The sequence below is a fragment of the Synechococcus sp. MIT S9503 genome (assembly GCF_047304175.1).
Lineage (GTDB): Bacteria > Cyanobacteriota > Cyanobacteriia > PCC-6307 > Cyanobiaceae > Synechococcus_C.
Genome location: NZ_CP138955.1, coordinates 2,296,576 through 2,315,486, shown reverse-complemented (window position 1 = coordinate 2,315,486; position 18,911 = coordinate 2,296,576). Strand labels below are relative to the sequence as shown.

Here is an 18,911-nt window from a genome sequence, read left to right as displayed (position 1 = left end):
CCAATCGATTGAGCAGTGATCGCACCTGCACTTAACCCAGTAGTTCCAATCGAAGCTGTATTAAAGAGTGTGATGTTTCCACTGCTCACAGAACCAGAAGGATTGATCGAACCCAACATGACGGTTGCATCAGAATCTGTGCTTCCAGCCAACCAACCGCCTCCACCGCCGACTGACTGAATCAAAATCGCACGTGCATAATCCCCAGTAGTAATAATTGATTTGCCAGTATTTTTAACTATCACTGATCCAGCAGCCCCAAAGGAGTTATTTTGGGAACCCATTTGAATACTCGAACCGAAATCATCGGTATCGAGTCTTCTAATATTTCCGCCACCGCCACCAATTGACTGAGCAACAATTGCAGAAGACGAACGGCCAGAAGAATTCAGTGATCCACTGTTTTCAACTGTTATGTTCCCGCCTTTAGATTGCTTGGAATTCTGGTCTCCAAATCTAATAACATTAGTGCTGGAAGAAGGAGACGTATTGGCGTTTAAAGAAGTAAAACCACCACCTCCGCCAATAGACTGAACCATGATCAATGGCGAAGTCTCACCGGTAGTTGTAATATCACCTGTATTTTGAACAGAAACTGAACCTGCATTCGCATTAGAAAGATTACTACCACCCAATTCAATTAACTCGCTATTTGTAATACTGACAACACCGCCGCCGCCGCCAATACTTTGAGCGATTAACCCGGCAGAAGCTCCACCAGAAGTATTAATAAAACTGCTGTTGGTAACACTTACGTCGCCAGAAAGAATGTTATTTTGTGATTGACCACCAAGGAGAACTCCATCCATTGAAGCACCCACAAATCCACCACCACCGCCAATAGATTGAGCAAGAATTCCTGTTGATCCGAGACCTGAGGTAGTAATCGAATCACCCTGTGATTCAAGAGTCAAGCTTCCTGATGCACCTACAGAATCACTAATTCCGTTGACAGCGCCAAGATTGGCTGCTCCATCACTAGAGCCAGCAATAAAGCCACCACCAGCACCAATGGTTTGCACAATGATTCCAGAAGAATACTGACCATCAGTCTGAACAAGATTGGTATTTGTCACTTCAACATTGCCGGCCCCTGCAGAGCCTCGATGATTCAAAGTACCAAGTTCCAATCCTGACGCAGCAGAACTAATCACACCACCACCACCACCAATGGATTGAGCTGTTAAAGCAGTAGAGAAATCTCCTTTGGTGTAAAGTATTGCGGAGTTATTAACAGCAACATCGCCTGAATTGGTTGAGCCAAGATTATTTGCTGATGCGCCAATTCGAGTTGAACCACTATCTTTAGCGGAAATCAAAGCAAATCCACCACCACCAGCGACAGACTGAGCTACAAAAGCAGGCGAGAAGGCTTTCTCAGTTGTCACAAATTCACCGTTAATCTCTACTGAAACATTTCCAGCATCCCCAATAAGATTTCCTTCAGCTCCAAATCTAATATCGTATTCTTCACTTCCTTTGGTTTGAGATACGTAGCCACCACCACCGGCGATCGACTGAACAATCAAACCAGCAGAACCAATTGAGTTAGTACTCAAGCTGGCATTATTAACAACATTGACGTTACCAGTGGTCATCACTGGCAGATTATTAACAGAGGTTGTCTTTGAAACAGTTCCAATCGCAATCAAATTACCATCATCGGTGGCAGAAGCGCCGCCACCGCCGCCAATCGATTGAGCGATCAGAGCTGCTGAATTCTTGCCAAAGGTCTTGATTGTGGCGTTATTGAGGAGGTCAAGATCTCCAGATCCACTAGAACTGTTGCCAGAGACGGTGGCTCCCAGAGTCAGTGAATGACCACTCGTGCTGCCTGTGAAACCACCACCTCCACCGATTGCCTGAACAAGCAGACCTGTGGAGTTTTCACCAGAGGTTTGAATCAGTGAATAATCGACATCGGCATCAATGGACCCAGCATTAGCTGATCCAACATGAGAAGCACCAAGGGTGCTGTTCCCTTCAACATTGCCGACCCAGCCGCCGCCGCCGCCGATCGACTGGAGGACAATCGCGGGTGAATCGATCCCCTGAGTAGAGATCAATGCACCTCGACCCTCAAAGGAGAGTGATCCTGCATTGGCAAGAGTGGTCGAGGCACTGGTCATGCCCAAGACTGCATTACCCGTTACTTCTGCCCCGAGACCACCTCCACCTGCGACAGTCTGAACAACCATTGCCGCTGAATTTTGGCCCAAGGTGATGACATCACCGGTGAAATCGGCGGAAACTGAGCCAGAGCTGAGAGTGCCCTGGGTGCTGGAGGCTCCAAGGGTGACATTACCCAGGGCATTACCGGTGACACCACCGCCGCCACCAACAGACTGAATCACTGCTGCTGTAGAGAAATCAGCAACAGAACCGATGGAGCTTTGACTGGTGAGAGTGACATTGCCACCGGTGAGGTTGTTACCAGCTTCACTACCAAGCTGAGCATTGGGTGTACTGCGAAGCAACGACCAACCGCCACCACCACCGATGGATTGAGCAACAAGCCCTGGACTGAATGAGCCCGATGTCGCCAGAGATTCAACAGTATTGGTGAGTGTGACATCTCCTGCATTAGCAGAATTCAGATTGCTGCCTGCAAGGGTTACGTCGTAACTCGAAAGTGCATTGGTTTCAGCGATATAACCCCCACCGCCAGCAATGGACTGAACCATCAAAGCTGGAGATCCATTGCCAGATGTGGTGAGGATGCCTCTATTGGTGACACTGACATCATCAGCGTCAGCAATATTGCCGGCGCTGGCTCCCAATCTGCTGAGAGTGCCAAACGACTTGGCTGCAGCACCTCCACCACCACCGATGGACTGTGCCAAGAATGCAGCAGCATTAATTCCTGTGGTGGTGATATTCCCTGTATTGGTAACAAGCACACGAGCACCTGAGGCGTTGCCGACAAGAGAACCACCAAGGATGACGGCATCACCAGCAGATAGACCAGCGACACCACCACCGCCGCCGATTGATTGTGCAAGCAGACCGATGGAGTTATTACCAGTGGTCTCGATCAAACTGGAATTAGTAACATCAACGATGCCTGCATTGGCAACACCCGTACCACTTGCACCCATGGTCACATTGCCCATGACCTCAGCACTCGCTCCACCACCACCACCGATGGACTGAACAAGCAAAGCCGGAGAACTCAGGCCCTTACTGATCAGAAGTTCACCAGAATTGCGCACAGTGACATTGCCGCCTTGCGCAGAGGCCCCAAGCAGATTGATAGCTCCGAGGTTGAGGGTTGTTCCGATATCTCCAGCACGGCCGCCACCTCCACCGATGGATTGGACATTGATAAGTGGGCTGAAGTTGCCTGTCGTTTGAACGGAACCGGTATTGGTTAAAGAGACAAAACCAGCATTTTGACTACCAGAGCTATTGAGACTGCCGAACTGAGCTGATCCATCGACTTGGCCGGCATAACCGCCACCACCGCCAATGGATTGGAAGCTGATAGCCGGTGAGGTATTACCGGACGTTGTGATGATTGAGCGGCTGTTGACTGAAATCGAGCCAGCATCCATCGGCGCAGAACCAGCTTGGGCACCCAAGATGAGGTTGCCCTGGCTCGGACCAACCCAACCACCACCACCGCCAATGGACTGTGCTGCGAAGGCTTGGCTGTAGTCACCTTGTGTTGCCAAGCGGGCGCCAAAGTTATTGATGTCGATCTTTCCACCGGAAAGATCGGCAGTGGAGGCAGCGTTCACACTGCCAATGGTCACAGAGCCACCTGAGGTCTGGGCAATACGTCCACCGCCACCACCAATCGACTGAGCAAAGATTGCTGGTGAGTAACGAGCAAGTGTGGTGAGACTTCCTTCATTCCGCAACGTCATGCTCTGAGCGTTCTGCAGCCCGGTGGCATTGCGTGAACCGACCTTGATAGTTCCCTTGGCACTGGCGACAGAACCACCACCACCACCAATGGCCTGGTGAAGAATTGCAGGAGAAAATTCAGAATTGGACTGAAGAGTGCCTGTGTTGATCAGGAAGGTCCTGCCGGAGGCACCGGTTGCACCATTACTTCCAAGGATCGCGTCGCCGAATCCTGCCTGGGCATCTCCGCCACCACCACCAACACTGTTCAGATAAACGGGGATGGAGGAGGAACCGAAAGTCAGGATGTTGCCTTCATTGCGCAGAGTGACCGTGCCCGAACTGCCACCTGAACCACCTGAGCCCCCAAGACTGATGGTGCCTTCGTTGATGTTTGCGGTTGCTCGACCACCGCCACCGCCGATGGAGTTAGCCACCACGCCATAGGAACCGGTTCCAAGAGTCGTGATATTGCCCCGGTTGGTGAGCGTGATATTGCCTGCACTGCCACCGTTACCACCTGACGCACCGAGGCTCAGGGAATCACGGTTGCTGCCGATGTCACCACCACCACCTCCAATGGCCAAGGCAAAAACACCAATACCGTTTTCACCACTCGTGACGATGTTGCCCCCGAAGTTATTAGTGATGGTGATATCGCCGGAATTGCCCCCACCACCGGCACTTCCACCTAAGGAAGCGCTCATGGTTGCGGTACTGGAGAGAGAGCCGCCTCCGCCACCCACTGACTGGGCATAAATGCCGTAAGACGCATCACCACTGACTTGGATAACACCGGAGTTGGTGACCGTCACATCACCAGCAGAACCACCATCACCGCCGGCACCTCCGAAGGAAATGGAGGCATCCGTACCTTCGGATGCGACAGGCGCTGCAATGCTGACGCGGCCACCGCCGCCGCCCACGGACTGTGAGAACACCCCGTGGGACTGAATCCCTTCAGTGATGACGACGCCTGAATTAGTGAGTGAGACGTTGCTGGCACTGCCACCACCGCCTGCAGAACCGCCGACCTGAAGAGAGCCGCTGAGGGTATTGCCCTCCGAGGAAGAAGGCACTGCCAGAGAGGCCTGTCCACCACCACCGCCTACCGATTGAGAGTAGATGGCGACAGCGTTGTCTCCTGTTGTCTTGATATCGGCAGCGTTGATGATGGAGACACTGCCACTGTTTCCTCCTGAGCCTCCAGAGCCACCGATGGTGCCATTGATGGAAATCTTGGAAGAAGAGCTCCCGCCTGCGAAGCTGCTGGAACTGCCGCCACCGCCACCAACAGACTGCACAAACAAAGCAGTCGCATTGTCGCCAGTGGTGAGGATTGTTCCGTCCTGAATCGAGAGATTGACGGGTCCACTGTTTCCGCCATCACCACCGCTGGCGCCGATCCCGACATTGAGACTGATGTCACCACCTTGAACGTCACTCACGTTGGTCCCAGCACTACCACCACCGCCACCGATGGATTGAGCCATCAAGGCAACGGCGTTGTTCCCGCTGGTAGTGATGACAAGATCAGCAACATCCAGTGAGACCGAACCACTGTTTCCGCCGCCGCCTCCGCCGCCTGACACTCCAGCGGCGAAACCGCCCAATTTGGCGTCAGTTGTGCTGCTGGCAGCATTGCTGTGAATGGAACCACCGGCACCGCCGCCACCACCGATCGACTGCAACAGAATTCCCTTGGCCGATTCACCCGTAGTCTCGACATTCAGAGTATTTGCCTGAGTCGTGAACAGAGACACGTCTCCTGAAGTCGATCCACCTCCGCCTTTGCCACCCATCGCAAAGGTGGCTGATGCGGAATACGAGGCATTACCTGTGTTGGAGGCTGTGTTGGTAATCGATCCGCCAGCTCCGCCACCGCCACCAATGGACTGGAGAAATACGCCCGTGGATTGAGTGCCGGTTGTGAAAATATTTCCTGAGAGGGTCGCTGTGACGTCGTTGGCTTGACCACCCAGACCACCATCTCCGGCTTTGGTGCCATCAGCACCCATCGCGAAGGAGGAGGAGGCAGCATTGGCCGAAGCGGAAGCATTGGACGTAATGGAAGCGCCCTGACCGCCACCACCGCCGATGGACTGAAGAAGAATGGCGTAAGCACCGTCCCCTTGAGTCACCAAAGTGCCGTCAGCGAAGAGGTTGACTGTCCCAGCGCGACCACCCGTGCCGCCAGAGCCCCCCATCGCCATGGATGCGGAGAGATTGCCACTGGCTGCACCGTTATTAATTGAACCAGCAGCTCCACCACCTCCACCGATGGACTGAAGGAATAAGGCGTGGGCCCCTTCCCCAATGGTCTGAACGATCAGATCAGCGCTTTGTGACTGAGAGCCCAGAGTTACGGAGGAGGCACTGCCGCCGTCACCGCCATCACGTGTCAGAGCGGCTGTTGCACCCAGAGAGAATGAAGAATTTGATGAAGCAGTGCTGACATTGCTGCTGAGCACAGAGCCGCTAGCACCGCCGCCGCCGCCGATCGACTGCAGCAGCAGGCCGTGAGAACCAGCGCCTCGATTTAAGGAGACATTACCCGTGGAAATCGTCAGAGTGCTGGGAGTCCAGATGTTCACGACACCGCCAGAACCGCCGGTTCCGCCAGCACCGCCCATGGCAACTGAGGTGGAAGCTTCCAATTTGGACCTACCTGACGCTGATGCGGAACCTGTCACGGAACCGCCGGCACCGCCGCCGCCGCCAACCGACTGCGCAAAGAAACCGATCGATCCATCGCCGATCGTCGCGATCGCTCCTGAAATCCCTCCACGAACCTTTTGTCCCCAGGAGCCTCCACCACCTCCTCCGCCGATAGGTGCAGAAGCACCAAGAGCAAACGTGGAATTGGCAGAGTCTGCAGAAGCCGATGCATTCGATGTCACGGAACCGCCCTGACCGCCGCCACCACCGATCGACTGCAGCAACACGCCATAGGAGGAATCACCAGCGGTAACTACCGAAGCATCGAGATATGCAGAAACGATTCCTGCTTCACCGCCGTTTCCACCTGAACCACCCATGCCAAACGTGGCAGACAAGTTGCCGCCTGCGGCCGCATTGTTCACCGAGCCACCCGCACCACCACCGCCGCCGATCGACTGCAGGAACACAGCATTGGCGTTGTCGCCCAGCGTCTGAATCGCCAGATCGGCAATCTGCGAATTTGAGCCGAGGGTGACGGATCCACCTGCACCGCCCCCTCCTCCATCACCACCATCAGCGGCTGAACCACCAAAGGAGAAGCTCGCATTGGAAGCCTTGGTCGTGACGTTGCTACCGATGATCGAGCCACCAGTACCACCACCGCCGCCGATCGACTGCAGCAGCATTCCGTGTGAACCAATGCCTCTCTCCAGTGAGACGTTGCCCGTTGAAATCGTCAGGGTCTCAGGCACCCAGACATTCACTACTCCACCAGATCCTCCATTACCACCCTTGCCTCCCATGCCAAAGGTGGCGGAAGCAGCAATATTGGCCTCACCAGACGCGGAAGCCGAATTGGTCACAGAACCGCCGGCACCACCGCCGCCGCCAACCGACTGAGCAAAGAAGCCGATCGATCCATCGCCGATCGTCGTGATCGCTCCGGAGATTCCGCTCCGCACCTTCTGCCCAGAAGAAGCGCCGCCACCTTCAGCGCCGACACCGGCAGTCGCACCAAACGTGAAGGTTGAATTCGCTGATTTTGCTTCAGATGAAGCATTGGAAGTCACAGAACCGCCCTGGCCGCCGCCACCACCGATCGACTGCAGCAACACGCCATAGGAGGAATCACCGGCGGTGATGAACTGTCCTTTTCCATAGAAACTGACATCACCGGCACCGCCGCCGGAGCCGCCGCTGCCGCCCATCGAGAAGGTGGCCGACAGGTTGCCGCCGGCGGCCGCATTGTTCACCGAGCCACCCACACCGCCACCGCCGCCGATCGACTGCAGGAACACCGCGTTGGCGTTATTACCCAGCGTCTGAATCGCCAGATCGGCAATCTGCGAGTTCGAACCGAGCGTGACGGATCCACCCGATCCACCAGCACCGCCGGCACCACCCGCGGCACCCGCACCACCAAAAGAGAAGCTCGCATTGGAAGCCTTGGTCGTGACGTTGCTACCGATGATCGAGCCACCAGTACCACCACCGCCGCCGATCGACTGCAGCAGCATTCCGTGTGAACCAATGCCTCTCTCCAGTGAGACGTTGCCCGTTGAAATCGTCAGGGTCTCAGGCACCTGGAAGGACACCGCTTGGCCATCACCACCTCGACCGCCCTGGCCTCCCATGCCAAAGGTGGCGGAAGCAGCAATCTTGGCCTCACCAGACGCGGAAGCCGAATTGGTCACAGAACCGCCGGCACCACCGCCGCCGCCAACTGACTGAGCAAAGAAGCCGATCGATCCATCGCCGATCGTCGTGATCGCCCCGGCAATCGATCCTTCAACAGCTCCTGCACTGCCGCCGCCGCCGCCGTCAGCGCCGACACCGGCAGTCGCACCAAACGTGAAGGTTGAATTCGCTGATTTTGCTTCAGATGAAGCATTGGAAGTCACAGAACCGCCCTGACCGCCGCCACCACCGATCGACTGCAGCAACACGCCATAGGAGGAATCACCGGCGGTGATGAACTGTCCTTTTCCATAGAAACTGACATCACCGGCACCGCCGCCGGAGCCGCCGCTGCCGCCCATCGAGAAGGTGGCCGACAGGTTGCCGCCGGCGGCCGCATTGTTCACCGAGCCACCCACACCGCCACCGCCGCCGATCGACTGCAGGAACACCGCGTTGGCGTTATTACCCAGCGTCTGAATCGCCAGATCGGCAATCTGCGAGTTCGAACCGAGCGTGACGGATCCACCCGATCCACCAGCACCGCCGGCACCACCCGCGGCACCCGCACCACCAAAAGAGAAGCTCGCATTGGAAGCCTTGGTCGTGACGTTGCTACCGATGATCGAGCCACCAGTACCACCACCGCCGCCGATCGACTGCAGCAGCATTCCGTGTGAACCAATGCCTCTCTCCAGTGAGACGTTGCCCGTTGAAATCGTCAGGGTCTCAGGCACCTGGAAGGACACCGCTTGGCCATCACCACCTCGACCGCCCTGGCCTCCCATGCCAAAGGTGGCGGAAGCAGCAATCTTGGCCTCACCAGACGCGGAAGCCGAATTGGTCACAGAACCGCCGGCACCACCGCCGCCGCCAACTGACTGAGCAAAGAAGCCGATCGATCCATCGCCGATCGTCGTGATCGCCCCGGCAATCGATCCTTCAACAGCTCCTGCACTGCCGCCGCCGCCGCCGTCAGCGCCGACACCGGCAGTCGCACCAAACGTGAAGGTTGAATTCGCTGATTTTGCTTCAGATGAAGCATTGGAAGTCACAGAACCGCCCTGACCGCCGCCACCACCGATCGACTGCAGCAACACGCCATAGGAGGAATCACCGGCGGTGATGAACTGTCCTTTTCCATAGAAACTGACATCACCGGCACCGCCGCCGGAGCCGCCGCTGCCGCCCATCGAGAAGGTGGCCGACAGGTTGCCGCCGGCGGCCGCATTGTTCACCGAGCCACCCACACCGCCACCGCCGCCGATCGACTGCAGGAACACCGCGTTGGCGTTATTACCCAGCGTCTGAATCGCCAGATCGGCAATCTGCGAGTTCGAACCGAGCGTGACGGATCCACCCGATCCACCAGCACCGCCGGCACCACCCGCGGCACCCGCACCACCAAAAGAGAAGCTCGCATTGGAAGCCTTGGTCGTGACGTTGCTACCGATGATCGAGCCACCAGTACCACCACCGCCGCCGATCGACTGCAGCAGCATTCCGTGTGAACCAATGCCTCTCTCCAGTGAGACGTTGCCCGTTGAAATCGTCAGGGTCTCAGGCACCTGGAAGGACACCGCTTGGCCATCACCACCTCGACCGCCCTGGCCTCCCATGCCAAAGGTGGCGGAAGCAGCAATCTTGGCCTCACCAGACGCGGAAGCCGAATTGGTCACAGAACCGCCGGCACCACCGCCGCCGCCAACTGACTGAGCAAAGAAGCCGATCGATCCATCGCCGATCGTCGTGATCGCCCCGGCAATCGATCCTTCAACAGCTCCTGCACTGCCGCCGCCGCCGCCGTCAGCGCCGACACCGGCAGTCGCACCAAACGTGAAGGTTGAATTCGCTGATTTTGCTTCAGATGAAGCATTGGAAGTCACAGAACCGCCCTGACCGCCGCCACCACCGATCGACTGCAGCAACACGCCATAGGAGGAATCACCGGCGGTGATGAACTGTCCTTTTCCATAGAAACTGACATCACCGGCACCGCCGCCGGAGCCGCCGCTGCCGCCCATCGAGAAGGTGGCCGACAGGTTGCCGCCGGCGGCCGCATTGTTCACCGAGCCACCCACACCGCCACCGCCGCCGATCGACTGCAGGAACACCGCGTTGGCGTTATTACCCAGCGTCTGAATCGCCAGATCGGCAATCTGCGAGTTCGAACCGAGCGTGACGGATCCACCCGATCCACCAGCACCGCCGGCACCACCCGCGGCACCCGCACCACCAAAGCTGAACGAGGCATTGGAGACGTTGGTCGCAGCATTACTACCAATGATCGATCCACCGGTACCACCACCGCCGCCGATCGACTGCAGCAGCATTCCGTGTGAACCAATGCCTCTCTCCAGTGAGACGTTGCCCGTTGAAATCGTCAGGGTCTCAGGCACCTGGAAGGACACCGCTTGGCCATCACCACCTCGACCGCCCTGGCCTCCCATGCCAAAGGTGGCGGAAGCAGCAATCTTGGCCTCACCAGACGCGGAAGCCGAATTGGTCACAGAACCGCCGGCACCACCGCCGCCGCCAACTGACTGAGCAAAGAAGCCGATCGATCCATCGCCGATCGTCGTGATCGCCCCGGCAATCGATCCTTCAACAGCTCCTGCACTGCCGCCGCCGCCGCCGTCAGCGCCGACACCGGCAGTCGCACCAAACGTGAAGGTTGAATTCGCTGATTTTGCTTCAGATGAAGCATTGGAAGTCACAGAACCGCCCTGACCGCCGCCACCACCGATCGACTGCAGCAACACGCCATAGGAGGAATCACCGGCGGTGATGAACTGTCCTTTTCCATAGAAACTGACATCACCGGCACCGCCGCCGGAGCCGCCGCTGCCGCCCATCGAGAAGGTGGCCGACAGGTTGCCGCCGGCGGCCGCATTGTTCACCGAGCCACCCACACCGCCACCGCCGCCGATCGACTGCAGGAACACCGCGTTGGCGTTATTACCCAGCGTCTGAATCGCCAGATCGGCAATCTGCGAGTTCGAACCGAGCGTGACGGATCCACCCGATCCACCAGCACCGCCGGCACCACCCGCGGCACCCGCACCACCAAAGCTGAACGAGGCATTGGAGACGTTGGTCGCAGCATTACTACCAATGATCGATCCACCGGTACCACCACCGCCGCCGATCGACTGCAGCAGCATTCCGTGTGAACCAATGCCTCTCTCCAGTGAGACGTTGCCCGTTGAAATCGTCAGGGTCTCAGGCACCTGGAAGGACACCGCTTGGCCATCACCACCTCGACCGCCCTGGCCTCCCATGCCAAAGGTGGCGGAAGCAGCAATCTTGGCCTCACCAGACGCGGAAGCCGAATTGGTCACAGAACCGCCGGCACCACCGCCGCCGCCAACTGACTGAGCAAAGAAGCCGATCGATCCATCGCCGATCGTCGTGATCGCCCCGGCAATCGATCCTTCAACAGCTCCTGCACTGCCGCCGCCGCCGCCGTCAGCGCCGACACCGGCAGTCGCACCAAACGTGAAGGTTGAATTCGCTGATTTTGCTTCAGATGAAGCATTGGAAGTCACAGAACCGCCCTGACCGCCGCCACCGCCGATCGACTGCAGCAACACGCCATAGGAGGAATCACCGGCGGTGATGAACTGTCCTTTTCCATAGAAACTGACATCACCGGCACCGCCGCCGGAGCCGCCGCTGCCGCCCATCGAGAAGGTGGCCGACAGGTTGCCGCCTGCTGCAGATGCATTGTTGACCGAGCCACCCACACCGCCGCCGCCGCCAATCGACTGCAGGAACACAGCATTGGCGTTGTCGCCCAGCGTCTGAATCGCCAGATCGGCAATCTGCGAATTTGAGCCGAGAGTGACGGATCCACCCGATCCACCGGCACCGCCAGCACCACCTGCTGCACCCGCACCACCAAAGCTGAACGAGGCATTGGAGACGTTGGTCGCAGCATTACTACCGATGATCGATCCACCCTGGCCACCACCACCGCCGATCGACTGCAGCAGCAGACCATGAGAAGCGGTTCCTGTACCGAGAGTGATGTTGCCCGTTGAAATCGTCAGTGTCTCCGGCACCTGGAAGGAGACAGCTTTTCCTGATCCTCCTGAACCACCTTTTCCACCCATTCCGAAGGTGGCGGAGGCAGCAATATTGGCCTCACCAGACGAGGAGGCGGAATTGGTCACAGAACCGCCGGCACCACCGCCGCCGCCAACTGACTGGGCAAAGAAGCCGATCGAACTGTCACCCTGAGTGACAATCTGACCAGAAATAGAACCGTTTACGTCGCCTGTTGATCCACCTGCACCACCCTTACCCGCGACTCCAACTGAAGCACCAAAGGCAAACTTTGAATTCGCTGATTTTGCTTCAGATGAAGCATTGGTGGTCACTGAACCGCCCTGACCGCCACCGCCGCCGATGGCTTGAATCAGGATGCCGTGCGAGGTATGTCCAGCAGTCAGAAAAGTTCCATCTGCAAACATCGAAACATTGCGGGCATCACCACCGTTGCCTCCAGTACCTCCCATCCCAAAAGAGACAGAGAGATTTCCACCAGAGGAACCGACATTGGTGCTGGAGCCAACACCGCCGCCACCTCCAAGAGATTGAATGAACAGAGCATTGGCATTATCGCCACTTGTTTGTATGGCGAGATCTGCAATCTGTGAGCGACTCCCAAAAGTGACGTTGCCACCGCTTCCACCACTGCCACCCTGACCACCGACAGCGGCAGATGCTCCAAAATTAAACGATGAATTAGCTGCAGACGTTGTCGTTGACTCTGACTTGACTTCGCCCGCATTTCCTCCTCCTCCACCAAGACTTTGCAAAGTAATGCCGGTGGATGAGTGACCAGTTGTAACAACCTTAATCGGAGATGTTGCTAAGAAACTGACATCACCACCATCTCCACCAGCACCCCCACTGCCCCCCAATGCGACAGATAATGATCCTGAGAATTTATTGCCGCCCGATGACGATGCGCTATTGATCGTCGATCCGCCGATGCCACCACCACCGCCAACTGATTGGACATAAATGCCATCAGATGCGGCGCCGCTGGTTGAAACAGTTCCACCAAAAGAAACTGAAACAGTGCTCGCACTCCCGCCAGCTCCACCACTTCCGCCCGTTGCCGCAGAAGCACCAAGGCTGAAGGTGGATTCTTTGGAGTCCTTACTGTCTGGCGCACTCGATTTGGACTGCGAGACACTGCTTCCGCCGGTACCACCACCTCCACCAATTGACTGGGCGATGAAACCTCTTGCATGCGATCCAGAGGTTGTGATGGAAGCAAGTGTATTGACGAAAACAGCCCCTGCATTACCGCCAGCGCCTCCTTTTGCACCCATGGCAAAAGCAGCATTGACAGCACCGCCTTGGTTATCGGTTTTGGCGCCACCTCCAGTTCCGCCACCACCACCAACCGATTGAGCCAAGAAACCTTCAGCACTGTCACCCAACGTGACGATCGTGAGGTTCAGTGGAGAATTGGAATCTACGCCGACAGTGACACTGCCGGAATTTCCACCGGTTCCACCCTCACCGGATTTATTGGCTGTAGCACCAAATGTATATTTAGACTTACTTTTTGTGTAACTGGTGCTGCTCGCAGAACCACCAGTTCCGCCACCACCACCAATTGACTGAGCAACAAATCCCTTGGAAAGATGACCTCGGGTTGCAATCGATAATCCCCTGCCTGTGGAGTCAGGCGTTACGGTCACATTACCGGAAACACCACCACTACCACCTGAACCTCCCAAACCAACAGATCCAGTGCCCTGAATGGTTTTGTCACCTTTTAAAGACGCATTGAGAGACATCGATTCTGAGTTGCCACCTGCGCCACCTCCTCCGCCGACGGATTGAACAAGAACACCAGGCGCGATATCACCAACCGTGATGATGTTGCCGGAAACAAAAAGTTCAACATTGCCGGATCGTCCACCCTCGCCACCTGAACCAGCGATATTGGCACCAAGAGTTATCGGTTTACCTTCCTTTGAAACGGTTGCAGAATAGTTACTTGTTGTTCCGCCTGTACCACCTCCGCCTCCAACCGATTGAGCCAGAATTCCATAAGCAAAATCTCCACTGATTACATCGTTACCAACGACAAAACCAGTTTGAATATCGCTGCTTGATGTAACCGAAACATTACCTCCACTGCTGCCTGCACCCCCACTTCCACCAAGACTGACACTGCCTGTCAGGGCCACGGATTTACCAGTGCTACCAGTTGCCTGAATATTGAGGGTGCTGCCGCCACTACCACCACCTCCACCAATGGATTGAGCAACGATTCCACTCGCGTGATCGCCAAGAGTGCGGATTGAAGTGGCTGAGTTATTAACAGTGACATCCCCAGCAGAGCCGCCTGCAGCTCCTGTACCACCAATACTCACACCTGCATTCACAGACGTTTTGGTGCTGCCACCAAGCTGACCGCTGATCGTGCTACCACCCGAACCGCCTCCACCGCCAACAGCCTGGGCAAATAATCCGTAGGCAAAGTCGCCAGATACTTTTTGATCAAAGAATGATCCAGTTGTGATATCTCCAGTATTCACAATCGTGACGTTGCCAGCATTCCCACCGGTACCACCATTGCCGCCAACACTTGCACCGGCATTGACAGAGGAGCCACCTGTTGAGACTCCCAACTGAGCGGTGACAACACGACCGCCCGATCCACCACCACCACCAAGTGACTGAGCGTAGATTGCGGCACTGTTATTTCCAATCGTTTTTATAAGTCCAGTATTAGAAACTGATACATTTCCAGCAGTGTTACCAGAACCTCCTGTTCCACCGAGGGCTACTCCTGCGTTAACACTTGTTCCTTGAGAAATACTGACACTGCCGCTGATCGCCTCACCTCCTGAACCTCCGCCTCCTCCAACGGATTGGGCATATATCCCATAAGAATAGTTTCCATAAAGTTTATCTTCAAAGGTGGTTCCTGTTGTGATTGCTGCTGAGTTGTCAACTGTGACATCCGAAGCTCGACCTCCTTCACCACCTTTACCACCCAGGTTGACTCCAACACTGACAGCTTTGCTTCCACCAGCACCACTCAAGCTGAGTGAACTTCCACCAGCACCACCACCTCCGCCAATTGACTGGGCAAGAATTCCAGTTGCGTAATCACCAAGCGTGGTGATAAACGATCCAGTGTTTTCAACCGTAACTGAACCTGCTGTATTGCCACTGCCAGCGCCTCCACCAATTGAAGCACCTGCAGTGACAGCTACGTCAGCTCCTCCACTGAGGTTGGCTTGCAGTACATTACCGCCCGAACCACCGCCACCTCCAACAGATTGCGCAAAGATGCCGTACGAGTAAATACCACCCAAATAGGTAATAGAGACATCGGTATCTTTGATTGTTTCTGTTACAACGCTACCTGTTGAAATATTGGCGCTGTTGGTGAGATTGACATTTCCGGATGTTCCTCCGCTTCCACCTTTGCCGCCAACAGTGGCTTGAGCACCTACCGGGGTACCACCCGACGCTGCGATAGAGACCGTTAATGCGGATCCACCGGAGCCTCCTGACCCACCAATGGACTGAGCAACGATTGCTGATGACTGGTCCTTCGTTGTAGTAATCGAAGCACCGGAATTATTGATGGTGACATTCCCAGCCGTAGCACCAGCGCCACCTTTACCACCAATGGTCGCGCCTGCATTAACCGCTGCACTGCCGCCGATGGATAACTGGCCGGTGAGCGAGTTGCCACCAGCACCACCGGAACCTCCAATGGATTGAGCAAACAAACCAACAGCGTTATTGCCTGATGTGAACAGAGTTGAACTGTTAGTGACAGTCACACTGCCCCCCCCACCGCCTCGACCACCATCGCCACCAAGAGTGACTCCTGCGTTGACCGCTCCATCTCCTGCAGCAAGCTGCAGGCTCATGGCAGATCCACCGGCACCGCCGCCGCCGCCAATGGATTGAGCCAAGATCGCTGCTGCGTTATGACCCTTGGTGCTGATCGTGGATCCGGTTGACGTCACAGTCACACTGCTGCCACTACCACCGCCTGCGCCACCACCACCGAGCACAAAATCGGCATTCACACCGACGCTTCCTCCTGCAGCGGAACCACTGACAGCGTTACCGCCTGATCCACCACCACCACCAACTGATTGGGCGAAAATGCCGTAAGACTGAAACCCTTCGGTTTGAATCGAGCTGCCTGATGAAACATCGACGGTCTTGGCGTTACCACCACCCGATCCGGAGCCACCAATCGTGGCTCCAGCATTCACACCTGCACCACCTCCAGACATTGTGATACTGAGCACGGAGCCACCTGAGCCCCCACCACCGCCTACAGATTGCGCGTAGATACCTGCTGATTGATCACCAAGGGTGAGAATTTTCCCTCCCGTTGTGAGCACATTCACGTCGCCGCTATCGGCGCCGCTTCCCCCACTGCCGCCGACGCTGCCGCCGACATTGACTCCATTGCCGCCTCCGGAGAACTGAAGATTCAGACTCGAGCCGCCTTGGCCACCACCACCACCAATGGATTGAGCAAGAATGCCCTGAGAAAAACTGCCCTTTGTTGAAATAACATCATCTCCACTGAAGGTGGTGTTGACCGTGACATTGCCGCCTTGAACACCACTACCTCCTTTGCCTCCGATTCCAAAATTTGCAGTGACGCCAGCACTACCTCCCACTGAAACACTGGCCGTGGTGGCTGCACCACCATTGCCGCCACCACCACCAATGGACTGAGCAAGGATGCCTGGTGAATAACTGACCAGATCCGACAGGCTTTGGCTTAAGCCTGTGAGAATTGAACCACCTCCATAACTGAGGTTGACGTCACGACCAGCACCGCCGCCACCACCAGAGCCACCCACAGAAACGGAAACGGATCCTGCGGCTACAGGGTTAGCGCTGAAGCTTCCTGAAACAGCGGATCCGCCATTACCACCACCACCACCGATCGATTGAATGATGATGCCTGGTGAATAGCTCTTGTGAGTCGCTAAGTCCCCACTGATGTCTCCAGTTGCGTTACCGGCAGATCCACCTGAAGAACCACTGCCGCCAACAGAAGCCCCGATGCTGACCGAAACCGAAGCAGCTAAGGAAGCGGAACTGCCACCGGAGCCGCCACCACCGCCGATGCTGCTGATGGAAACAGCCGGCGAATATTGATCAAGGGTTGTGATCGAAGTTCCTCGGAACGTGGCAGAAGCGGTATTTCCAGTGCCACCTGCCGATCCAGAACCTCCGACTGAGGGTGAAACAGCGCCAGCGCCGGCAGCAATCGCGAGACTGGAACCACCCGAACCTCCTCCACCTCCAATACTGGCCACCGCCAAACCAGGAGATTGAAAACCTTCCGTGGTGATGGTTCCATCAGCGAAGAGAGTGACCGGGCCGGCATTGGCACCTGATCCTCCACTACCACCAACACTGGGGGCAATACTCGCACCGAGACTCAACGAAACGCTGCCTGATGCTCCGCCTGCACCACCGCCACCACCAACACTGGAGGCAGTGATGCCTGGAGAAAAGTCACCCTTGGTGGTGATATTCGCAGAAAACGGATCACTGCTGGTACCAACATTCGCAGCTCCGCCTGTATTTCCTGATCCACCGCCGCCACCAACGGCGATGCTGACAGAGACGCCCACACCCACGGTGGCTGAAACAGAAGATCCACCGTTGCCACCACCACCACCGATTGACTGAACCAGCAGACCTGGAGAACTATCTCCAATGGTGTCGATCGTGACAGCTCCGCTGTTGCTTGGTGATGTCACCGAAGCGGTTCCACCGGTTCCACCGGCCTCACCCGAACCGCCAACTGCCATCGAAATACCAACACCAACAGCGGTTGCGCTGCCTCCGTTTCCACCACCGCCACCGATTGATTGAACAATTACACCGGGTGCGAAATCCTGAGAAGTGGTGATTTTCCCGTTGGCAAGCTCAGCAGATGCTGTACCAGCATTACCGCCGGGGCCACCCGCAGCTCCAAAGGCAATGAGACCCGCGTTGGTACCAGCGCTACCACCACCACCACCAATTGACTGAACCAAAACTCCAGTGGAGAGAATGTCGTTGGTGTTGGAACCAGTTTCGATGCTCCCTCCTGTGAAAGACAGAAAAGCATTTCCAGCATTTCCACCTGCACCCGCTTCTGAAGAGGCACCAAGTGCGATCAACGCAGTTTGGCCGCCAATCGCTCCACCACCACCACCGATTGACTGAACAATAATGCCCTGAGAATTGGTACCGTTGGTAGTAATTGAACCGGCAGACATTGAAGCCTGGGCTGTTCCGCCAGCACCACCAGCGCCACCCTTCTGTGCACCAAGATTGGCTAGAGATGTTGATGACGGAACGGATCCACCACCGCCACCAACTGACTGGGCGTTAATCCCCGGAACGCTGTTGCCGACTGTATTGATCGTGCCTGTATTGTTGGCCTGGACACTTCCTGCAGCACCGCCGGTGCCCCCGAGGCCACCAAACGTAAAGATTAAACCCCCACCAGCGGCACCTCCTTGTCCGCCAACGGATTGAACAAGAATACCGGCGCCGCCAGCATTACCTGCAGACGTTACAGAGATTGAGCCTTCATTGGATCCTGTTGCAAGTCCAGAGAAACCGCCATTACCGCCAGCTCCACCTCCACCAAATAAACCACCACTTCCGGCATTACCCCCAATGCCACCGGTATTTTGCGAAATCAC

At 56.3% G+C, this 18,911-nt stretch carries 1 protein-coding gene (running past one end of the window); it reads right to left on the bottom strand.

The features are described 5' to 3' along the window. Positions 1-18,911: the 5' portion of a hypothetical protein gene (locus tag SIB56_RS12510; RefSeq protein WP_413324245.1), read on the bottom strand. Its footprint begins 10,519 nt before the window's first position; only the first 18,911 of its 29,430 coding nucleotides appear in the window; it begins with the start codon at positions 18,909-18,911; its stop codon lies off the left edge, out of view.